The following is a 21,700-nucleotide window of genomic DNA, read 5'->3' as shown; positions in this document are numbered from 1 at the left end:
GGTCATGCTGGCGGGACTGACATAAGGAACCGCCCCATGCCAACCCTGCATTTGCTCTGCGGCAAGATCGCCTCCGGCAAGTCGACCCTTGCCAAGACCCTTGCCGCCGAGCACGCCGCCATCGTGCTCAGTGAAGACCACTGGCTCGCTACGCTTTACCCCGGTGAAATCCACGCCATTGCGGATTACATCAAATGCGCCCAGCGTATTCGCGGCGTACTGGGCCCCTTGGTGATCAATGTGCTGCAGTCGGGCCTCGACGTGGTGCTGGATTTCCCTGCCAATACAGTGGCCAGTCGCGAATGGCTGCTGGGGTTGGCACACGCCGCCAAGGCCCGGCACTGCCTGCACTACCTGGCGCTGGATGACGCCACCTGTCGGGCCAGGCTGCATGCGCGCAACGCCCAGGGTGAGCATGACTTTGCCGCCACTGATGCTGAGTTTGATCTGATTACCCGCCATTTCAGTGTACCGAGCGAGGCTGAAGGCCTGGTGATCGAGAGGCATCACCCATGAGCCCGGCGCAATCCACGGGGGTGGACGCCGAGGGCTTTATCCTTACGGTTCCCCACGTCCCCGTGCAGCGTGAGTTTCAGCCACTGCTCGAGGCTGTCTGCAACGTGCTCTCGCAGCCTGACTTGGGAGTGGACGGCATTTATCTTTATGGCAGCGTCGCGCGTGGCGATGCGCTGCCGGGCGTTTCCGATCTTGATCTGACGGTGGTGCTAGGTGAGCCGCCGACCTCTGCAGTTTTGGAGCGGTTGGAGCGGGTGCGGTGCCACCTGGCCGTGCGGTACCCGCAAGTCACCAAGGTGGATTTCGATATCGGCAGCCGCGCACAGGTACTGGCCATCGAAAACAGCAACAGCTGGGGATTCTGGCTCAAGCACCACTGCCGGTGCGTATGGGGCAACGATCTGTCAGCGCAGTTCGAGCGGTTTCGGCCGTCACAGGAGATCGCCCAGGCCGTGAATGGTGACTTTGAAACGGTGCTCACCGCTTACCTCACCCGCCTCGCAGGTGCCGACAACGAGCAAGAACGACTTCGCCTGCAGCGCGAAGCCTCACGCAAGCTGATCAGATCCACCCAGATTCTGTGTGGGGAACAGGCGTCGTGGCCGCAGACACTTGAGGAGCATGTTGCGCTGTTCGTACAGGGGTATCCGACGAGGGTGACCCAGGTGGCATTCTTTCTGTTTGAAGCCCGAAACCCGAGTGCCGACCGCGAACGGTTCGCGGCTCGGCTTCAAGATTTTCTGGGCTGGATGGTTTCACAGCGCAGTCATACGGCCGTTCCCTTGTAGGCGCTGCTGAGAGTGCGCCAGTCGACACAACCCACACAGTCGCTGCCACGATAGGTATATTGGCCCTGACCCGCCCCTTACATACGCCAAGCCTATGGACCACCCATGATCAACTTCCGCCTAATTCGCCACGTCTGGCTGTTCCTCGCCGTCGCCGAAGAGCAGAACTTCGGCCGCGCCGCCAAGCGCCTGGGCATGTCGCAACCGCCGTTGAGCGAGCAGATCCAGGTGCTGGAGCAAGCGCTCAAGGTCAAGCTGTTCGAGCGTTCGCGGCGCGGTGCCAAGTTGACGCCGGTGGGCGCGGCGATACTGCCGGCGGTGCGCAAATTCGCCGAGCAGCTTGAGCGCCTGGAACTGGCGGTGGAGGAGGCGGTGGCGGGGCAGTCGGGCATGCTGACTATCGGCGCGATTTCCACCGCGATGTTCGATGTGTTGCCGCGCTTGATCGACCAGCTCAAGCAGAACTACCCGCACCTCACTGTGTCAGTGCGTGAGATCGACAGCGTGGAGGCGGTACCGGCGCTGGAAGCCGGGGACATCGACCTGGCCTTTGCGCGGCTGGACGGCGACCTGGGCCCGGCGGTCCAGTCGTTGCCCTTGCGCGAAGACCGCCTGATGGTGGCCTTGCCCAGCGATCATCCGTTGGCGGCGCGCACGCGTATCAGCCTGTCGAGCCTGGCCAGCGAGCCGTTGGTGATGTTTTCGCGCAAGGTCAGCCCGGTGTATTTCGACAACCTGATCGCCACCTGCCGCGCCAGCGGGTTCTCGCCACGCGTGCTGCACGAAGTGCGCTCGGTGGCCTCGCAAATTGCATTTGTCAGTTGCGGCCAGGGTATTGCGCTGGTGCCGGCGTCCTTGAAGAAACTCGCGCCGGACAACGTGGTACTGCGCCCGCTGACCCAGAAACTCCATGTGGTGACCACGGCGGTGGCCTGGAACAGCGAACGGCCTAACCCGCTGGTGACCGAGCTGGTGGCGCAGTTCCAGGCCCATACGATTGGCGTATGAAAACCTTCCGCGATCGGTTATTTACATCACGTGGCTGACGCCTGACAGTGGCACCCTTTGTGGCCCAGGAACCCCAACATGTCGTTCGTTCATTCCCGTATTCCGCTGACGGTGGACGGCACCTCCTTGAACATCGCCGCGATCCATCGCGCCGGCGAGCGTGCGCCCATCGTGTTTTTGCACGGGTTCGGTTCGACCAAGGAAGACTACGCCGATATTGTCCTGCAACCTGCGTTCGACGGGCACGCCGTTGTCGCTTACGACGCTCCCGGTTGCGGTGAAAGTCAGTGCGCCGATCTTGAAAAAATCAATATCCCGTTCCTGCTGGAAAGCGCCTTGCAGGTGCTGGACCACTATGAGATCGACTGTTTTCACTTGGTTGGCCACTCCATGGGCGGCCTTACCGCGTTGCTGCTGGCCCATCGTTTCCCTGGCCGGGTGCTGAGTTTCACCGACATCGAAGGCAACATTGCTCCTGAAGACTGCTTCCTCAGTCGGCAGATCGTCGATTACCCGGCAAACGATCCTGAAGCGTTCTTCAGCGCCTTCATCGAGCGCACCCGCCAGGCCCCCGCATACGCGAGTGCGCTGTACTCGGCAAGCCTGCGCCACAAGGTGCGGGCCGGCGCGGTGCGCGGGATCTTCCAGTCGATGGTCGAGCTTTCCGACAACGCCGACCTGATGGGCAAATTCCTCGGCCTGCCGTGCCCGACAATGTTCATGTACGGCGAGCAGAACGCCTCGCTGTCCTACCTGCCGCACATCCAGGCCAACGGTGTGCGCCTGGCGCCGATTGCCGAGTGCGGGCACTTCCCGATGTATTCCAACCCCGCTGCAATGTGGCGCCAGATCGCCGAGTTCCTCAGGACTTGAAGCGCCCCACCAAGCCATTGAGTTCATCCGAAAGATTCGACAAGCGCCCCGAGTCGTCCTGCGCCGAGTTGGCCAGGCTCTCTACCAGGCGCGCCTCGTCGTAGATCTGCTGGATATGCCGGTTGATCTCTTCGGCCACGCTGTGTTGTTCCTCGGCGGCGGCGGAAATCTGCAGGTTCTGGTCGCGGATCTCGTTCACCGACGTCTGGATACCTTCAAAGCTGTCCCGCGCACTTTCGATGGACGACACGCTGGCCCGCGACAAGTCCAGGCAACTGCCCATCTTCTGGGTGACTTCCTGGGTCTTGTTTTCCAGGGTGCCGAGCAGTTGCTCGATCTCGCCGGTGGAGTCGGATGTGCGCTTGGCCAGGGCACGCACTTCATCGGCCACCACGGCGAAGCCACGGCCCTGGTCGCCGGCACGGGCGGCCTCGATCGCGGCGTTGAGGGCCAGCAGGTTGGTCTGTTCGGCAATCGCACGGATGGTGCCGAGGATCTGGTTGATGCTGCGGCTGCCGGCTTCCAGCTCGACCATGGCCTGGGACGACTCGCTGAGCCGGCGCCCCAGGCGGTTGACGTTGTCGGTGGTGACTTCGATCTGCTGCTTGCCTTCGGCCACACGACGGTGGCCGTTCTCGGCGGACTCCGCGGCGCCGCTGCAGGAACGGGCGACTTCGTTGGCGGTAGCGACCATTTCGTTGAACGCGGTGGACACCAATTCAACCGCCTCACGCTGGCGCCCGGCCGCCTCGTTCATGTTGTGCGCCACCTCGCTGTTGACCTTGGAGGCGTTCTGCAAATTGGCCGAGGCCGCGCCGATGTGCTGGATCAGTTGGCGGATCGCTGCGAGGAACTTGTTGAACCAGCCGGCCAGTTCGGCGGTTTCATCCTTGCCCTGTACCTGCAGTTCGTGGCGCAAGTCGCCTTCGCCCTGGGCGATGGACTGCAACCCGGTGCTCACCTGGCCGATGGGCTTGACGATAACCTTGGAGAACGCCGCCGCGATCAGCCCGAAGATCAGCACCAGCACGCCGACGATGATCACGGTGAGGTAGGTCATGCGCGTGGCTTCAGCCATGACTTCGCGGTGTTCGATCAGGCCGATGTAGCGCCAGCCGAGGCCGGGGGAGGTCCACACGTTGGCCATGTAGCGTACGCCGTCGATCACCACCTCGGTGGAGCCTTGGGGCGTGTCGGCCAATTGCGCATACGGCGCCCCCAGGTCCTTGAGCGGCTTGAAGCTGTGGGCGGCGTCACGCGGGTCCACCAGCACCACGCCGTCTTCGATCAGCATCACGTAGCCGCTTTCGCCCAGCTTGATGCTCTTGACCAGTTCGGTGAGGTTTTTCAGGGATACGCTGACCACGAACACGCCCTTGGCCTTGCCGTTCTCCAGCATCGCCCGGGCGGTGCCCACCAGTGCTACATCGTCCTTGTCATAGTAATAAGCCGGGGTGCGCACGGTCTTGCCGGGGCTGGCCATGGCCGCCTTGTACCAGGGGCGGGTGCGCGGGTCGTACTTGGCCAGTTGCGGGTCATCCGGCCATTTGGCGTAGGTGCCGTCTTCCAGGCCGATGGACAGGATCGCGGCCGCCGGGTGCGTGGCGCCGAAGCGCGCGAAGCGCTCGATCACGGCTTGCGCCTCGGCCGGCAGCGGCTGGCTGGCGGCATCGGCGGCCTGGTAGTTCTTTAGCGTGCTGACAGACGTGTATACAGGATCCGTTGCCATCTGATCGACGTTTTGCAACGTGCCATCGAAGAACTGGCGAATGTTGCCATCGATCTGGCGGATCTCCCGGGTACTGCCATCGATGAACTGATCCACCGCCTGGGTCCGTGTGTTCATGACCGAAATCACGGCCACCAGGCTTACCGGAATAAATGCAACGGAGACAAATGCCAGGACCAGCTTATTTTTTATTTTCATCGAGACGACCATCAGCGTGAAGGGCGGCCAAATCGCTGCGTTCCCTGATCAGGATTCAGGCGATTTGCTATCACTGCTGTTTCGGCCTGTTACCGGCAAACCTTTAGGGTTTTTTGTACACAATACAAAGTGCATATTGTTCTGTATCCAATCAGTACACATCACGCAGATAACGCTTCTGTTCGCTCAACTGCCGCCAGTACTCCACGGCGCCCTCCACGCCAAGCCCGCCGTGGGTTTGCGCGACCTGGCGCAAGGCCTGGTCGACGTCCTTGGCCATGTGGCTGGCATCGCCGCAGATGTACAGCCTGGCGCCGTCCTGTAGCCAGCGCCACAGCTCGGCCCCCTGTTCGCGGAGGCGGTCCTGTACATAGACCTTCTGCGCCTGGTCGCGGGAGAACGCCAGGCTCAGGTGGGTGAGCAGGCCATCGCGCTGCATACCTTGCAACTCGTCCTGGTAATAGAAGTCGCTGGCGGCGTGCTGTTCGCCGAAGAACAGCCAGTTGCGCCCCTGATGACCCAGCGCCCGACGCTCCTGCAAGAACCCACGGAACGGCGCGATGCCAGTGCCTGGGCCGATCATGATCATCGGCACCTCGCCATCGCTGGGCGTGCGGAAGTGTTTCGACGGCTGCACGAACAGCGGCACTTCCCCATCACCGACGCGGTCGGCGAGGAAGGTCGACGACACGCCTTTGCGCTTGCCATAACGCACAGCGGCCACGGTGAGGTGCACCTCTTGCGGGTACGCCTTGGCGCTGGAGGCGATGGAATACAAGCGCGGTTGCAGGCGCTTGAGGGTGCCCAGCAATTCATCCGCCGAGCAGTCGATGGGGAATTCCTGCAGCACGTCCGCCAGCTGCCGGCCCCACAGCCAGTCATTGAGTTCAGCCTTGCGCTCGGGGTTGAGCAAGTGCTTGAGGCCTGGGTTGGCGCTGCGCTCGGCGATGAAGGCCAGGGTGTCGCTGCTGGGCCGGGCGATTTCAAAATGCTGGGTGAGGGCCTGTTGTAATGGCACATCGCCGAAGGTGTCGATGTTCACGCTGGCGTTGGCGCTCAGGCGGGTGAGGTCGAGCAGTTCGCTGACCAGTTCGGGGCAGTTGCGTGGCCGTATGCCCAGCGCATCCCCGGCTTCATAGGTCAGCCCGGAGTCGGCCAGGTCCAGGGCGAACTGGCGGGTTTCCTTGTGCGCGCTGTGCGGGTTGAGGTGGCGGTTGAGCAGCAAACGTGAGCCGTACAGTTTGGTTTTACCGGCGGGGGTGGCCGGTGCCATCGGCTTTGCCGGGTTGAGGGTCTGCTGGAATCGGGTCAGCCAGGCATCGGCGGCGGCTTCGAATTCAGTGTCGCAGTCCACCCGTTCCAGCAGGCGGGTTGCCCCCAGTTCCAGCAGGCGCCGGTCGAGTTGCTTGCCGTGGTTGCAGAACTGGTCGTAGTTGGGGTCGCCTAAAGCCAATACCGCAAAGCGCAACGACTCCAGGCGGGTCTCGGCGGTGCGCAGGCTGTGCCAGAAACCTTCGCCGTTGTCGGGCGGGTCGCCGTCGCCAAAGGTACTGCTGATCAGCGCCAGGGTGTGGGTGCTTGCCAGCTTGCTCGCGGGGAAATCCGCCATCGCGCTCAGTTCTACGGTGAGGCCTGTTTCGCGCAGACGCTTGGCAAAGCGTTCGGCCAGGGCTTCGGCATTGCCGGTCTGCGACGCCCACAGCAGAGTGACGGCCGGGGAGGGCGCAGCGAGGGATTCTGTAGGGTTGAACAAGCCGGCGAGCAAGCCGTTCAGCCAGAGGCGAGCGGCATCCGCCAGCGGTGCAGTTGCCGGCAGGGTCGGTACGCCAAAGCCCTGGCGTGCGGCGCTGGTGTGCAGGCCGCTGAGGAAACCGGCGAGGTAGATGCGTTCGCCGTCGCTCAGGGCCGGTGGCGATAGGTGACGGATGCCGGTGATGTCAGCGAAGGCGTCGAGGCGCGACATGGCGGTGTCCTCTGCTACGGGGGAAGGGCGGTCGAGGAACTGGTGGTCGATCAGCTCGACGCGGGTGAGGGCGACGGCGCAGCACTTGAACTCCGGCTGCAGGGAAATCGGGTCCACCGCATCGTTGGTCACCGCGTTGATCGCCAGGTGTTCGCCGAACACATCGTTCCAGTGGAACGGCGCAAAACAGTTGCCCGGCTGCACGCGGTCGGTGACCACGGCGGGCAGCACGGCGTGGCCGCGTTGGGAGCGTATTTCGACCCGGTCCTTGTCCTTGATGCCCAGGCGGGCGGCGTCTTCGGGGTGCAGTTCGACGAAGGGGCCGGGGTTGAGTTTGTTCAGGGTGGCGACCTTGCCGGTCTTGGTCAGGGTGTGCCACTGGTGCTGCACGCGACCCGTATTGAGCACGAAGGGAAACGCGCCGTCGGGCATCTCGGCGGGCGGCCTATGCGGGCGGGCGAAGAACCGCGCCTTGGCGTTTTCGGTGGCGAAGCTGAGGGTGCTGCCCTGGCGGTAGCGGATCGGGTTGCGGTCTGCGCCGTCAACGGATGCGCAGGGCCATTGCACCGGGTTTTCACGCAGGCGCGGGTAGCTGGCGCCACGGATGTCGTAGCCGGTCTTGGGGTTCCAGGCCTGTTTGATTTCTTCAAAAACCTCCGCGGCGCAGGTATAGGTGAAGGCCTCGGCAAAGCCCATCTCACAGGCGACCCGGGCGATGATCTGCCAGTCGGGCAGGGTCTCGCCGGAGGCGTCCACGGCCTTTTGCATCAGGGTCAGGTTGCGCTCGGAGTTGATCATCACGCCTTCGGCCTCGGCCCATAGTGCGCCGGGCAACAGGATGTCGGCGTAGCGGTTGGTCTCGGTGTCGAGGAAGGCGTCCTGGCTGATCACCAGTTCGGCGGCTTGCAGGCCATTGATCACGGTTTGCCGATTGGGCACGCTGGCCACCGGGTTGGTGCAGATGATCCAGCAGGCCTTGATCTGCCCGGCGGCCATCTGCTCGAACATCGCCACTGTGCCGCTGCCGGCCTGGCGCGGCAGGCTGTCGTGGGGGATTTGCCACAGGTTTTCGATAAAGGCGCGGTCGGCCTCCACCAGCACCGAGCGCTGCCCCGGCAGGCCCGGCCCCATGTAGCCCATTTCGCGCCCGCCCATGGCATTGGGTTGGCCAGTGAGGGAAAACGGCCCGCTGCCCGTGCGGCAAATGGCGCCGGTGGCCAGGTGCAGGTTGCACAGCGCGTTGGTGTTCCAGGTGCCGTGGGTGCTCTGGTTGAGGCCCATGGTCCAGCAGCTCATCCACTCGGCGGCCTGGCCCATCCAGTCGGCAGCTTGGCGGATGTCGGCTTCGGCGAGGCCGGTGATGGTGGCGACGTGCTCGGGGCAATAGTCCTCCAGGAATTGCGGCATCGCCTCCCAGCCTTCGGTGAAGTTCGCGATGAAGGCAGGGTCGGTATGGCCGTTTTTCACCAGCAGGTGCAACAGGCCATTGAGCAGGGCCAGGTCGGTGCCCGGTTTTATGGGTAGGTACAGGTCGGCCTTGTCCGCTGTGGCGCTGCGCCGGGGGTCGACCACGATCAGCTTCGCCCCGGCCTTGACCCGGTCCATCATGCGCAGGAACAGGATGGGGTGACAGTCGGCCATGTTCGCGCCGATCACGAAGAACAGGTCGGCGCGGTCGAAGTCTTCATAGGAGCCGGGCGGGCCGTCGGAACCGAGGGACAGTTTGTAGCCACTGCCGGCGCTGGCCATGCACAGGCGCGAGTTGGACTCGATGTTGGCGGTGCGCACAAAGCCCTTGGCCAATTTGTTGATGAGGTACTGGGACTCCAGCGACATCTGCCCTGATACATAGAAGGCCAGCGCGTCCGGGCCGTGTGTGTCGAGGGTCTGGCGCAGGCGCCGGGCGGTTTCGCTGATGGCCTTGTCCATGCCGAGGCGTACGGGGTCGTGGTCGCGGGCCTGGCGCACATAGGCGTTCTCCATACGGCCCGACTCGGCGATGGCCTGGCCGCTGGTGGTGCCCTTGGTGCACAGGCGTCCGAAGTTGGTGGGGTGAGCCTTGTCGCCGATCACCTTGACCACTTTATTGTGCTCGACCTGCAGGATGATGCCGCAGCCCACGCCACAATAGGGACACACACTGCGTATGTTTTGCTTGGCCATCTGAAACCCGTATAAACAAAAAAGGCGCCTTGTAACCCTCCGTTCAGAACGGGGGTTACACGGCGCCTTTGTCGTGAGAGGGCAGTCTGCGTTGACTGCCTGGTTGGAGTGTTCCTAGCAAGTCACGCGCCAGGTTTTTCCTGATGCAATTTGCTGGGTGAATGGGGTGGTTGTGGTGGCCGGGCTTTTTGTGGTGAGTGAGGCTGTTGTGGTGAGCAGGGCTTGCCGTGGTGGGTGGGGCTTGTTGTGGCGAGCGGGCTTGCCACAACAAGCCCTGCCAATCAAAAAAACTTGCTCATCACAACAAGTCCGCTCACCACAGGAGGAGGGTTTGTGCACTTTTATGACGCGAGGCGCACCAGTTGGAGGCGATTATGCTCGCGTTCATAGCCGTTGTTGAGCGTGTGATGCCATAAGTGCGGGCCGGGTCTTCGCTTGGCACAGACCCTGCAAGCTCCCCTGCAACCCACCTCGGTCAACGACGATCGACAACCAGGGCAATAGCGGTGAATCCGGCGCAGTCGCCTGATCCAAACCCGCACAAGAACAGGCAAAGACGCCTGGAACCGCAAGGTTTCAGGCGTTTTTTTTGCTTTTAAAACCGTGATGAACGTTGTCAGGTGCTTACTATGAACCCTCTCAAAACCTTGATCGTCGTCGGCAATGGCATGGTCGGCCACCACTGTGTGGCGCAACTGATCGAACGCGGTGCGCTGGACCACTACCGTTTGCATGTGTTCAGCGAAGAGCCGATGCGCGCCTATGACCGGGTGCATCTGTCCGAGTATTTCACCGGGCGCGATGCCGAGTCGCTGGCGCTGTCCGACGCTGCGCTGTACCAGACGCCGGGGGTGACCCTGCACCTGGGCGTGCCGGTGCTGGAGATCGACCGCGCCCGCGGTGAGGTGATCACCGCCGATGGCTGTGTCGCCTATGACAAGCTGGTGCTGGCCACCGGTTCCTACCCGTTCGTGCCACCGATCGAAGGCGCCGAGGGCGACTCACGCTTGGTGTATCGCACCCTGGAAGACCTGGATGCGATCCGCAAGGCCGCCGCCAATGCCCGACGCGGCGTGGTGGTGGGCGGTGGCCTGCTGGGCCTGGAAGCCGCCAACGCGCTGAAAAGCCTGGGCCTTGAGGCCCACGTGGTGGAATTCGCGCCGCGCTTGATGCCGGTGCAACTGGATGACTTCGGCGGCCTGGCGCTCAAGGCGCAGATCGAGCGGCTGGGCGTGGGCGTGCATCTGTCCCGTGCGACCCAGTCGATCAGCGCCGGCGAGCAGTACCGCTACCGCATGAACTTTGCCAATGACGAATTCCTCGAAACCGACCTGGTCGTGTTCTCCGCCGGCATCCGCGCCCAGGACGCACTGGCCCGTCAGGCCGGCCTGGACATCGGCCCGCGTGGCGGCGTGGTGATCAACGACGAATGCCTGAGCTGCGACCCGAACATCTACGCGATTGGCGAGTGCGCTTCCTGGAACGGCAGCCTGTTCGGCCTGGTCGCGCCGGGCTACCAGATGGCCCGGGGCGTCGCCGCGCTGCTCTGTGGGCAAACCGCCGAGCCGTTTGTGGGCGCCGACATGTCGACCAAGCTCAAGTTGCTTGGCGTGGACGTAGGTTCCATCGGCGATGCCCATGCCCACACGCCTGGCGCGCGCAGCTATCAATTCATCGACGAGGCCAGCGCGAGCTACCGCCGCCTGGTGGTGGATGCTTCGGGCAAGCAGGTGATCGGTGCGGTGCTGGTGGGCGACAACAGCTACTACGACACCCTGCTGCAATACATGCAAAACGGCATCGCACTGCCGTCCGAACCGGCCAGCCTGATCCTGCCATCCTCCAGCGGCGCACCCACCCTCGGCCCCGGTGCGCTGCCGGAGTCGGCTACTGTGTGCTCTTGCCATAACGTGACTAAAGGCTCGATCTGCTCTGCCATCGACGGCGGTTGCAGCGACCTCGGCCTGCTCAAGTCCCAGACCAAGGCCTGCACCGGTTGCGGTGGCTGCGCCGGGTTGCTCAAGCAGGTGTTCGAACATGAACTGATTGCGCGTGGCGTGAGTGTCGACAAGAGCCTGTGCGAACACTTCGCCTACACCCGGCAGGAGCTGTACGCACTGGTGCGGGTGGAAGGCATCATCACCTTCGACGAACTGCTGGCCAAGCACGGCCGTGGCCATACCGGTTGCGACGTGTGCAAGCCGGCGGTGGGTTCGATCCTGGCGTCGTGCTGGAACCAACCGATCATGGACGCTTCCCTGGTGCCGTTGCAGGACACCAACGATACGTTCATGGCCAACATGCAGAAGAATGGCACCTACTCGGTGGTGCCGCGTATTCCAGGCGGCGAGATCACCGCAGAAAAACTCATCGTGATCGGTGAAGTGGCGAAGAAATACGACCTCTACACCAAGATCACCGGCGGCCAGCGCATTGACCTGTTCGGCGCACAGCTTCACGAACTGCCGGATATCTGGGGCGAGTTGATCGCGGCCGGTTTCGAGACCGGGCATGCGTATGGCAAGTCTACGCGTACGGTGAAGTCCTGCGTGGGCAGCACCTGGTGCCGCTACGGCGTGCAAGACAGCGTGAAAATGGCGCTGCTGATCGAGGATCGCTACAAGGGCCTGCGTTCGCCGCACAAGCTCAAGTTCGCGGTGTCCGGCTGCACCCGCGAATGCGCCGAAGCCCAGAGCAAGGACGTGGGCGTGATCGCCACCGAGAAGGGCTGGAACCTCTACATCGCCGGCAACGGTGGCATGCGTCCGCGCCATGCCGAGCTGTTCGCCACCGACCTGGATGACGCCACGCTGATCCGCTACATCGACCGCTTCCTGATGTTCTACATCCGCACCGCCGACAAGTTGCAGCGCACCTCGGTGTGGCGCGAGAGCCTGGAAGGTGGCCTGGATTTCCTCAAGGACGTGATCCTGCACGACAGCCTGGGCCTGGGCGCCGAACTCGAAGCGCAGATGCAACTGGTGGTCGACCGCTACGAATGCGAGTGGGCCAACGCCCTCAAGGACCCGGAAAAACTCAAGCGCTTCCGCACCTTCGTCAACGACAAACGCCCCGACCCGGACATCCATTTTGTCCAGGAACGCGGCCAGCGCCGGCCGATCATGGCCGCCGAACTCAACCTGATTGCCGTCACCGAGGAGATTGCCTGATGAGCCAAGCCAATACCCAACGCAACCTGGCCACCTGGACGCAGGTGTGCCACGAGCAAGACCTGGTGCGCGACTCCGGCGTGGTGGTGTGGCTGGACGGCGCGCAAGTCGCGCTGTTCTACCTGCCCGGCGCCCAGGCGCAGACGCTGTATGCCATCGACAATCATGACCCGGAGTCGGGGGCGAATGTGATCGGTCGCGGTTTGATCGGCAGCATCAAGGGCGACCTGGTGGTGGCGGCGCCGATCTACAAGCAGCATTACCGCCTGGAAGACGGGCAGTGCCTGGAGACCCCGGAGCAGCGGTTGCGGGTATGGCCGGTGCGGTTGAACGGCGGGGTGGTGGAATTGGCATTGGATTGATGCGGTGTGCGGGTGTTTGTGGTGAACCGACTTCCTGTGGCGAGCGGGCTTGTTGTGGTGAGCGGGCTTGCCCCGCGTTGGGCTGCGCAGCAGCCCCAATCCCAACACCTCGGTCTACCTGAAACAGCGATGTGGCCCTGAGAGGGGGCCGCTTCGCGCCCCAACGCGGGGCAAGCCCGCTCGCCACAACAAGCCGGTTCGCTAACGTTGGGCTATGTGCGTGGGTTGATTCCAGGGCTTGAGGTCGCGTTAAGATGCTGCCTGGACCTCATCTCGACCAAGGATTTTGCATGGCGCTTATCACCGAACGCGTGACACAGGCCCGCAACGGCACCAACGACAAGGTCATCTGCCGCATGGCTTCGGGCTGGGCGGTGATGGGGGATGTGCAGTTTCTGCCCGGCTATTGTCTGTTGCTGCCTGATCCCGTGGTTGCCAGCCTCAACGACTTGGATACCGAGGCCCGTACCACCTACCTGCTCGACATGGCGCGCCTGGGCGACGCGGTGTTGCAGGCCACCGGTGCACTGCGCATGAACTACGAGATCCTGGGCAATTCGGAGCCGGAACTGCACTGCCATCTGTTCCCGCGCTACGTCTCGGAGCCGGATGATAAACGCCGGATGCCAGCGTGGTTTTATGATTGGAAAAATGCGTTGCCCTATGTGGAAAGCGCGCATGGAGAACTGCGAAAGGCAATTGCACGATTGCTGGACGATCCCTCACGTTGATGGGGTTTTTGCTTTGTCCGGTGCTTGAACGAATCGACTGGGGCGGCAGGGTTCAAGCGCATCGATGAGGGTGTTGTCGATGATTTCTTCACTGGCCAACCGGCCCACTACGGGTGCCAGTACCACGCCTGGGTGCATGGCGCACACGTAGACGCCACCGACGGTTGGCAGGTAGCCGATGATGGGGATGCCATCCGCTGGAATCGGGCGAAGCCCTACGTGGGTGATTGGCGGCCCGAGTGGGCCGATGCCGCGCAGTTGTTCTTCGATGGCCTTGGCTGTTTGCAGAACGATCAATGAGGGGTGATCGTGCGGCGCGTCGCTGCGGAAGTCTTCCGCCACCAGCAGGGTGCCATCGGCCTTTTGTCGCACCTCCATGTCGGCGTTGGAGATCAGGGTGCGGACAACACCGGGTTGTGCCGCGTAACGGATAAAGATCGACGGTGAGGCTTCTATTGGAAGGGGAGCGTCCAGCATCGCGGTCAGTGCCTTGGTGGCGGTCCCGGCGGCGATGACCACGGTGTCGGCGTCCAGGGTGCCCACGGTGGTTTCAACGCCGGTCAGCTGGCCGCTGAGGGTCGTGAAACCAAGCACCCGAGTCTGGGTCAGGACCTTTGCACCCCGGGCCTTGGCACCGGCGATCAGCACATGGGTCGTTTGCACCGCATCCAACGCGCCTTCCTCGGCCTTGAACAGCGCCTGCTCAGGAGCGTCATTCAAGTTTGGCTCCAGTTCGAGGATGCGCGAGCGTGTCACCTGGGTTGCCAGGCTCCGGTGACTTGAGGCAGGCAGGGCCTCATCCGTTCCAGCGCCGTAACACAGGGCCCCGGTCCACTGTATCTTCAGGTCGGGCAGTTCCTTTTCGAGACGGTGGTAATCGCCGATGGCTGCACCGCGCAAGCGCGCGATCGGGTCAGGTGCGTCGCGTGAGGTGTTGAGCCAGGCGAACGAAGTGGCCGTCACGCCGGATGCAATCTCCTGGGCCTCGACGAGGGTAACATGTGCGCCTTTACCGGCTAAATGATAGGCCAGCGACGCGCCGACGATACCCGCACCAATCACCACGATTCGCTTGCCGGTCTCATGCGTGATGCTCACAACCCCCCCAGTATTTCAGTGGTCTCCAAAACCTTGGCATAGTCCATCGCCAGATTGCTCAGCGACAGCGCGTGCACATCCTCGGCCGGCCACAGGCGCCCGGACAAATCGGTCTGGTCAAAGGTGTAGCAGGCGTCGGCAACCACCGTTACCTCAAAACCGAGGTTGCCGCCCGAACGTGCCGTGGACTCGACCGAGTTGTTGGTGATCACGCCGACGATCACCAGTTGGCGGATCCCACGCACATGCAGCCAACGCTCCAGACCCGTGGCCGCGAAGGCATCCGGGACGTTCTTTTCCACCACGTGCTCGTGCGCCAGCGGTTGCAGCGCCGGCTGGAACTCGCAACCCGGTTGGCCGGGCCAGAACACCGAGTCGGGCGAGCGGGACATGTGGCGGATGTGCACCACCGGGCGGTTGGACTGCCGCCACGCCTGCAGCAGGCGCTGTATCTGCGCTTCGGCGCCGGGGTTGTTGCGTCGCCCAAGCTTCGGCTGGTTCATGCCTTGCTGCATGTCGATGATCAGCAGTGCGGCGTTGCTGGTTAACGGTGGCATAGCGCTTCCCTTTGCTCGTGAGGCTCGCAACATATCAGCCAACCTGGGCGCCCAGACAGCGATTTGTTCGAAGCCAGATAGCCCCGTCGCCACCCGACGAATATAAACGGTCATGAGGCGTGGGTTTACTGGAGGGCCATTGCTCGAAAAAGGAATACCGGCATGATCCGCAAGGCGTTACCCAATGACGCAAGGGCCATTGCCCAGGTGCATATCAGCAGTTGGCAGGACGCCTACTGTGACCTGATGCCTGCCGAGTATTTGAGCGGGTTGCAAGCGACCCTGGCGCAGCGTGAATCCTTCTGGATGCGCTCGATTGAGTCGGACGAGCCCAAGGTGTGGGTCGCGGAGGTGGGCGGGCAGGTGGTCGGTTGGATATCGGTCGGTGCCAGCCGTGACCAGGAGGCTGCGGGTGCCAACACCGGTGAGGTCATGGCCATCTATGTGTTGGCCGGGTACTGGCAAACAGGCGTGGGGCTGGCGTTGTGGAAGGCCGGCGTCGAGTATCTGGGCGAGCAGGGCTATCAGGGTCTGACGCTTTGGGTGTTGAGCCGTAATGAGAGAGCTATACGGTTTTATCGCAGGGCAGGTTGTGTCGCGGAGCCAGGCACTGAACGCAACCTCGTGAGGGGCGGTGCAACACTGGAAGAAGTCAGGTATCGGTTGGTTTTTGCTGCATCATACGGAGTACACCCTGAGGTCAATCATTGAGTAGTCAAGAAGTGAAATACCCTTCGTTCGAAAACAGATCAAGAAAGATCGCGATCACGTTGGTCGCGTTTGCGCTGCTTGGGGGGTGGATCGTTTATATGCTCTGGGCGTCGCGTATCGGCCTGCGGACCGTTTTGATGCCGTCGATCCCTGAGTGGACGACCTATATCGCTATCGGTTGTGTCGTTGGACTGATTTTCGCGTGCAGGGGCGTCTTGCGTGGCGGGGGCGGGAGAACACTGAAACGCGCCATGGACGCTTTTTTTGGCTGGTTTTGCGTCGGTTTTGCTTGCTCCATACAAGGGTATGATGTCGCTGCTTATTTATTGCCGGGGGATACCGTTCACTATGAATCAGCCTATGAAATCTCTTTCCCTGGGCCAGCGTTGGGAAAGCTGAGCCGTTGTGAGGCTGGCGTGTGGATCAAGGATGTGACTACCGAGCGCTGGATTCAACTGTGCACGAATAAAGCGGATTTGAATGATCAGATACAGCCGGGCATGACGGCGGTGCGGGTAACGGCCCACGCTAACAAGGTCGGTTCTTACATCGTTGGGTATCAATTTATTTATCAATAAAGCCATGCTCTGAAGGGGGGGATCTTCTGGACGTGTAGTGAGTGTATGGCTCGCTACACGCAAGGCTGGCCTTCGTTGCACAGACAGGCGCCCGGCTGTTATCGGGCGCCGTCTGGTGCCGAGGAGCCGACGACCTTGCTGGCGATCACTTCGCACCAGGTACCTGCATCAGTTGGCGGCATCCTCCGCCCTTACAACGGGTTTGACGGCAGCACCGACCACCGACTCACGCAGCGACCAGCGCCCGTTGAGTACGGCGTACGCCCCCAGGCCAATCAACAGCCCCCAGAACGCCCCACCGATGCCAAACACCGTGATGTTGGCGGCGCAGGCCAGGAAGGTGATCAGGGACGCTTCGCGGGATTGACTGTCAGCCATGGCGCTGGCGATGCTGGCGCCGATCGTGCCCAGCAAGGCCAGGCCGGCCAGGGTCGTGATGAACGTTGCCGGGAGCACCATGAACACCGCTGCAAGGGTGACCCCGAAAATCCCGATCACGATATAGCACACACCCGCTGCAATCCCGGCTATCCAGCGCTTGGACGGATCTTGCGCAGCTTCCTTGCCGGTGCAAATGGCGGCCGTAATCGCCGCGAGGTTAAACGCGTGAGAGCCGAAGGGCGCCATGAGCAATGAGCCCAGCCCGGTGACGGTCAGCACAGGATTCGCGCTGGTGCTGAAGCCATCGTTGCGAAGCACCAGCATGCCTGGCATGTACTGGCCGGTCAGGGTGATCAGGAACAACGGCAACGCGACACTGAGCAGCGCATTCAACGAGAACTCAGGCCGGGTAAAGACCGGGACCGCGAACTGCAGCGCCAGCCCCGAAAAATCCACCCGTCCCTGAGTCAGCAAAAACCCCATCCCCAGCACCAGAATGCCCACCACCGCGTAGCGTGAGGTAAAGCGCTTGAGTACCACGTAAACGGTAATCAGCAGCCCGACCAATACCGGGTCGACGCTCATGCCGCCGAACGCGCCGATACCGAATTTCAGCAGGATGCCGGCCAACAACCCTGCGGCCACGCCAGGGGGAATCAGGCGGATGACTTTTTCGAACTGCCCTGACAAACCCAGCAGCACGAAGGCGGCCGCGGAAATGATGTACGCACCAATCGCTTCGGCATAGGGCGTGGTGCCGAGTGCGACCACCAGAAACGCCGCCGCAGGCGTCGACCAGGCGGTGATGATCGGTTCACGGGTCAGCCCACTGAGAATGAGCCCGGTGATGCCCACGCCGATGGACACCGACCACACCCACGAAGCCGTCAGCTCAGGGCTCAGCCCGGCGACCTTGGCGGCCTGGAAAATCAGAATGAACGTGCCGCCATAGTTGACGATGACCGAAATCAGCCCCGCCACAATCGGGTGGATAAGGTCGCGCAGTCGAATGGGCGAGTGCGAGGTGGAAGAGGCCATGTTGCTTTGCTCCTTGCAAAGTCAGGTGCTGGGGGAGGCGCCATTTATAGGCCCTAAATGGTATGTTTCGCCCCTACACTTTTATGGAATCGACCAGACCACATGGCGAAAACCTTCGAGTTGGACACGCTGAAAATGCGACTCGACGATGCCGAGCTCAAGTTGTTGGATCTGCACCAGCGGATTCAGCGCGCACTGCGGGCGTTGATTCTTGATGGCGCCCTTGATCCAGGTCTGAAGTTACCTTCCACCCGGACCCTGGCGAAGTCGCTCGGCGTTGCGCGTGACACGGTGGAGAACGCCTATGTGCAATTGCATCGCGATGGCTTCATCGTGCGGCGTGAGGGGGCGGGCAGCTATGTGTGCGAAGCGCTTGGCACCCAACTGCATGGCGCAGCACGCAGGCGTAGCAAAACCCAAGACATCAACCACCGGGAGGAGGTGCCAAGGGCCGGATTGAGCCTGCGCGGGCGGATGATTTTCAACAGTGGTGGCGTCAGCGACCAGCAGGTGGTCACTGCGTTTGCCACCGGCCTGCCGGAAACCCGCACCTTCCCCATCGACGTGTGGGAGCGCCTGCAACGCCAGGTCATGAAGGACCATCGCGCCAACGTGCTACTGCATGGCGACCCCCAGGGCGCCGCACCGCTGCGCAAGGCCATCGCCACCTACTTGAACCTCGAGCGCGGGGCCCAATGCTCCCCGGACCAGATCCTGGTGTTGAGCAGTACGCGCCAGGCGCTGTTCCTGTGTGCGCTGCTACTGGTGGACGCCGGTCAACCGATCCTGCTGGAAAATCCGGGCTATTTCGGTGCCAGGAAAGCCTTTGAAGCGGCGCAAACCCAGGTCGTGGGCATTGACGTCGATGAACAGGGCCTCCGCACGCAATTGCTGCGGGCAGACCGCAGCGGCGCCAACTGCGTGTATGTCACACCGTCTCATCAATACCCCACGGGCGCGACGTTGCCGCTGGAGCGCCGGCTTGAGCTGATCAACTGGGCGGCGGAGCAGGGCAGGTGGATCATCGAAGACGACTACGACAGCGAGTTTCACTACGACGGACGCCCGACCGCCTGCGTGCAGGGCCTGGACAAACACCGGCGCACGATCTACCTGGGCACCTTCAGCAAAACGCTCTACCCGGGGCTGCGAATGGGCTACATGATACTGCCCCATGAGTTGGTCAAGACCTTTACTTACGCGCGCAGCATCATGGACGGCCACACGCCGCAAGTGTTGCAACTGACCCTGGCGCGCTTTATGGAGGATGGTCATTACAACGCCCATGTCCGCGCCATGCGCAAACTCTATGCCGCACGCCGTACCGCCACACTCGATGCGATTGGCAAGCACCTGGACGGGATAGTCACCGCACTACGCCCCCAAGGTGGGCTGCAGATCCCTTGCCTGCTTGCCGAGGGTTGGTCGGAAGAAAAAACCATTCGCCAGGCGGCCAGCGCAAACGTGCAGCTTTCGGGGTTGAGCCGGTTGTACGCTGGCGATAAGAAGACACAGGGATGGCTGTTGGGGTATGCGTCCTTGACTGCTCATGAGATCGAAATGGCGATGGTGCGGCTGGCGAATGCGTTAAGAACACAATAGAAAAGAGGCATTTCGCCTGTCCCAGCTAGCAAGCTGGGCCAACCGCCAGAACGCTCTGACGAACATAATAATTGTCGAATTCACTGCTTTCGACGAATTGGAAGCCATGGCGGATATAAAAGCGATTCGAAGCGCTGTCTTTGAGAGCTCCAACTCTAATAGGGAGCGCAGCCGCATCCGCTACTTTAAAAATCTGAGTGAGAACAACAGAGCCTATCCCTGATCCTTGCGCGCTCGGTCTCACATACAAGTGGTCGAGCAAGAGTTCATTGTGGTGATGCTTGACCACTACAAAACCAACCCTCTCTCCAAGTACCTCGATGTAGTGTGTGTTGCGAGCTTGAAAACCGCTAAGAAACCGCTCGCGCGCGCGAACCGGATCAAATCGCCCGACACGCTCCAGACTTTCACGCATAGCCTCAATTCGAATGGCTACGAGATTGTCCAGGTCGTCTTGTTGAGCCGGGACCAGAATGACTGGGGAATTTAGATCGGGTGTGACGGGCATATTTTGCGCTCTATTTACCACCATGGAAGGCCAGTATGGAGAGCCTGATGTGTGGTTCCCAAGTTAGCCTCACTGAATTGCCCCTGATTTCCCGGCGGCATCCGACAGGCTCCGTGTGGCCGTTTTATGCCTGTCGCGAGAGGCAGCTATTTCCGCCACCCATGAAAACACCTAAACCAAACTTTCCCGACCAACACAACTCACATGCCCAACCCCCGCCGCCTGCAACCGTGCCACCAGATCCTCCCGCGCCGCGCGCCCACCTTCGCGCACATATTCAAGCTCCGCCGCCGTGATCAACACCACCGGTACCAATTGCACCGGTGAGAGCGGCATGTCGTCGAGGCGGGTAGGGAAGTCCGGGGCGGGGCCGCCCAGCAGGACGCCGGTGGCGTCGTCTGCGGTGACGAACAGGTTGGGCAGTTGATCGCTCATCAGGTGCGACTGGCTGAAGCCGGGCAGTTCCAGGGAGAGGACGCCATGGCTTTCCAATTGATGGGTGATGCCGCCGGCGTTGGCGACGGTTTTGGCGACGTGTTCGAGCAGTTCGAATGCCCAGCTACGGCGTAGCGGGTCGACGTCGCCGAATGTGCCTCGGGCGTTTTCGGGGATGTCGGGGGTTTCCAGGAACAGTTCCATTTCGAAGCCATTGCCGAGGCCTTCGGCGTCGTCGAACGGGTCGGATAACCCTTCGGTCGCCAGCACGATGCTGTTGGCGCGGCGTACCACGCGGTAGGCCTGGCGCGTGGACGGCCAGTAGGGGCCGCCGGTGAAGCTTGGGCTGATCAGGTAGGCGAGGACGTCTTGTTCGACGGTGCCCACAGACTGCCAGTGGCGGTCCAGGCATTCGGCGCTGGCCAGGCGTGCGGCCAGGTTGGCGCTGTCGGGGTCGGTGGAATCCACTTCAACCACTGGGGTATCGATTGTCTTTGACGAGCCGAACAGTTTCTTGAAGAAGTTCATGTGCAGTCCTTTGCTGGAGGGAGAGCGCTTCAGGGATGGTTAAGCGCATTCACATAGGCGTGAAACATATCAGCCATCCCCTCCGCATACACAGCGATTTCTTGCGCCGTGCGTGGGCTGCAAGAGAAATCCTTGCCCACCGAACTGAGCGTTGTGCGAATCAAGTCGCAGGCCAGCGCGCGCGTCTGCTCGGAGACCTGAGGCAGTAACTCCAGCATGAATGCGTCGAAAGTCTCCCGGCTCGCCGCCCGGACTTCCAGCGCTTCCGGTGCATCGCGATAGAGCGGCGCCGCATCGTTCAATGCCCCGCGCATCTGCGCTTCTTCGCATTCCGACTGGATAAAGGCATGCACCAATTTGCGCAGGCGATCCAGCGGTGCGACGTCGTGTTCTTCCAGGATGTTGCGCAGCATCCGGGTGGTCTGCTGCCACTCATCACTCTGCAAACGGAACAGAATTGCCGCCTTGTTGGGGAAGTACTGGTACACCGACCCTACGCTCACGCCGGCCTTTTCCGCGACCCGTGCGGTGGTGAAACGGGTGGCGCCTTCCTTGGCCAAAACCTGAACAGCCGCTTCGAGAATCGCCGCTACCAGTTCGGTGGAGCGTGCCTGCTGTGGCTGTTTGCGCGTGGAAATACGCGGGGTCTGGCGGCTGGTCATACAGGGCTCCGGAAGCAGGGCGAATGCGAATAGCGAAGGATGGGAATCACTCGCATACTTTTAATGCGACGAATTAGTCGCATCTTAATCCCAACGCTACG

At 62.0% G+C, this 21,700-nt stretch carries 18 protein-coding genes and 1 pseudogene; 10 read left to right on the top strand and 9 right to left on the bottom strand.

What is annotated here, in order from left to right; translation table 11 throughout:
- Positions 1 to 36: 36 nt before the first annotated feature.
- The 4 genes from ACZ445_RS16000 (at position 37) to ACZ445_RS15985 (ending at position 3,185) form a co-directional block, all read left to right on the top strand.
- Entirely contained in the window at positions 37 to 516 is a 480-nt protein-coding gene (locus ACZ445_RS16000; RefSeq protein WP_058424046.1) for a P-loop nucleotide/nucleoside kinase family protein, read from the top strand.
- Complete coding sequence (locus ACZ445_RS15995) at positions 513 to 1,304, top strand: nucleotidyltransferase domain-containing protein (RefSeq protein ID WP_464703708.1); 792 nt, start codon at positions 513 to 515, stop codon at positions 1,302 to 1,304. Before ACZ445_RS16000 ends, ACZ445_RS15995 begins: the two co-directional genes overlap by 4 nt.
- A 105-nt stretch (positions 1,305 to 1,409) precedes the next feature.
- On the top strand, positions 1,410 to 2,312 hold the full coding sequence (locus tag ACZ445_RS15990) for a LysR family transcriptional regulator (protein WP_464707258.1): 903 nt from the start codon (positions 1,410 to 1,412) through the stop codon (positions 2,310 to 2,312).
- Between the two features lie 78 nt (positions 2,313 to 2,390).
- A complete protein-coding gene (locus tag ACZ445_RS15985) occupies positions 2,391 to 3,185 on the top strand; it encodes an alpha/beta fold hydrolase (protein ID WP_464707257.1) in 795 nt (264 codons plus the stop codon).
- On the opposite strand, the gene ACZ445_RS15980 is transcribed toward ACZ445_RS15985, so the two are convergent.
- The 3 genes and pseudogenes from ACZ445_RS15980 to ACZ445_RS15970 form a co-directional block, all read right to left on the bottom strand.
- A complete protein-coding gene (locus tag ACZ445_RS15980) occupies positions 3,175 to 3,879 on the bottom strand; it encodes a methyl-accepting chemotaxis protein (RefSeq protein WP_464708621.1) in 705 nt (234 codons plus the stop codon). The genes ACZ445_RS15985 and ACZ445_RS15980 overlap by 11 nt on opposite strands.
- Before the next feature lie 198 nt (positions 3,880 to 4,077).
- Positions 4,078 to 5,031: pseudogene (locus ACZ445_RS15975) on the bottom strand (cache domain-containing protein); the annotation flags it as partial.
- Positions 5,032 to 5,263: 232 nt separating this feature from the next.
- Complete coding sequence (locus tag ACZ445_RS15970) at positions 5,264 to 9,238, bottom strand: molybdopterin-dependent oxidoreductase (protein ID WP_464707256.1); 3,975 nt, start codon at positions 9,236 to 9,238, stop codon at positions 5,264 to 5,266.
- A gap of 629 nt (positions 9,239 to 9,867) precedes the next feature.
- Here ACZ445_RS15970 and nirB point away from each other — a divergent pair.
- From nirB to ACZ445_RS15955, 3 genes are all read left to right on the top strand, one after another.
- The gene (gene nirB / locus ACZ445_RS15965; protein WP_464707255.1) at positions 9,868 to 12,408 is read left to right on the top strand and encodes a nitrite reductase large subunit NirB; all 2,541 of its coding nucleotides are present in this window, start codon (positions 9,868 to 9,870) and stop codon (positions 12,406 to 12,408) included.
- Entirely contained in the window at positions 12,408 to 12,770 is a 363-nt protein-coding gene (gene nirD, locus ACZ445_RS15960) for a nitrite reductase small subunit NirD (RefSeq protein WP_058424040.1), read from the top strand. The genes nirB and nirD overlap by 1 nt, the downstream gene beginning before the upstream one ends.
- A gap of 290 nt (positions 12,771 to 13,060) precedes the next feature.
- Entirely contained in the window at positions 13,061 to 13,501 is a 441-nt protein-coding gene (locus tag ACZ445_RS15955; RefSeq protein ID WP_058427556.1) for an HIT family protein, read from the top strand.
- Here ACZ445_RS15955 and ACZ445_RS15950 read toward each other — a convergent pair.
- Entirely contained in the window at positions 13,493 to 14,593 is a 1,101-nt protein-coding gene (locus ACZ445_RS15950) for an NAD(P)/FAD-dependent oxidoreductase (protein ID WP_464708620.1), read from the bottom strand. The two genes, ACZ445_RS15955 and ACZ445_RS15950, sit on opposite strands and share 9 nt — an antisense overlap.
- Positions 14,594 to 14,595: 2 nt before the next feature.
- Positions 14,596 to 15,156, bottom strand: coding sequence for a cysteine hydrolase family protein (locus ACZ445_RS15945; protein ID WP_179030442.1), 561 nt, complete (start codon positions 15,154 to 15,156; stop codon positions 14,596 to 14,598).
- A gap of 162 nt (positions 15,157 to 15,318) precedes the next feature.
- Here ACZ445_RS15945 and ACZ445_RS15940 point away from each other — a divergent pair, with 162 nt between their 5' ends.
- Entirely contained in the window at positions 15,319 to 15,867 is a 549-nt protein-coding gene (locus tag ACZ445_RS15940; protein WP_058427554.1) for a GNAT family N-acetyltransferase, read from the top strand.
- Positions 15,864 to 16,445 carry a hypothetical protein gene (locus ACZ445_RS15935; RefSeq protein WP_464707254.1) on the top strand — a complete coding sequence of 194 codons (582 nt, stop codon included), beginning with the start codon at positions 15,864 to 15,866 and terminating at the stop codon, positions 16,443 to 16,445. Before ACZ445_RS15940 ends, ACZ445_RS15935 begins: the two co-directional genes overlap by 4 nt.
- A gap of 168 nt (positions 16,446 to 16,613) precedes the next feature.
- Here the strand turns inward: ACZ445_RS15935 and ACZ445_RS15930 are convergent, their stop codons facing one another.
- Positions 16,614 to 17,864 carry a benzoate/H(+) symporter BenE family transporter gene (locus tag ACZ445_RS15930; RefSeq protein ID WP_464693716.1) on the bottom strand — a complete coding sequence of 417 codons (1,251 nt, stop codon included), beginning with the start codon at positions 17,862 to 17,864 and terminating at the stop codon, positions 16,614 to 16,616.
- A 102-nt stretch (positions 17,865 to 17,966) separates the two neighbouring features.
- On the opposite strand from ACZ445_RS15930, the gene pdxR reads away from it, so the two are divergent.
- Entirely contained in the window at positions 17,967 to 19,466 is a 1,500-nt protein-coding gene (gene pdxR / locus ACZ445_RS15925; protein ID WP_058427551.1) for a MocR-like pyridoxine biosynthesis transcription factor PdxR, read from the top strand.
- A gap of 25 nt (positions 19,467 to 19,491) precedes the next feature.
- On the opposite strand, the gene ACZ445_RS15920 is transcribed toward pdxR, so the two are convergent.
- The 3 genes from ACZ445_RS15920 to ACZ445_RS15910 all read right to left on the bottom strand — a co-directional run bounded on the left by ACZ445_RS15920 (position 19,492) and on the right by ACZ445_RS15910 (position 21,599).
- Entirely contained in the window at positions 19,492 to 19,974 is a 483-nt protein-coding gene (locus ACZ445_RS15920) for a GNAT family N-acetyltransferase (RefSeq protein WP_310862988.1), read from the bottom strand.
- A gap of 171 nt (positions 19,975 to 20,145) precedes the next feature.
- Positions 20,146 to 20,937 (bottom strand): suppressor of fused domain protein, encoded by a 792-nt coding sequence (locus ACZ445_RS15915; protein WP_179029214.1) that lies wholly within the window; start codon positions 20,935 to 20,937, stop codon positions 20,146 to 20,148.
- A gap of 29 nt (positions 20,938 to 20,966) precedes the next feature.
- Positions 20,967 to 21,599, bottom strand: coding sequence for a TetR/AcrR family transcriptional regulator (locus ACZ445_RS15910; protein WP_310862989.1), 633 nt, complete (start codon positions 21,597 to 21,599; stop codon positions 20,967 to 20,969).
- Between the last annotated feature and the right edge of the window lie 101 nt (positions 21,600 to 21,700).

The organism is Pseudomonas allii (assembly GCF_055380095.1).
This window is presented reverse-complemented; position numbering and strand designations above follow the sequence as displayed.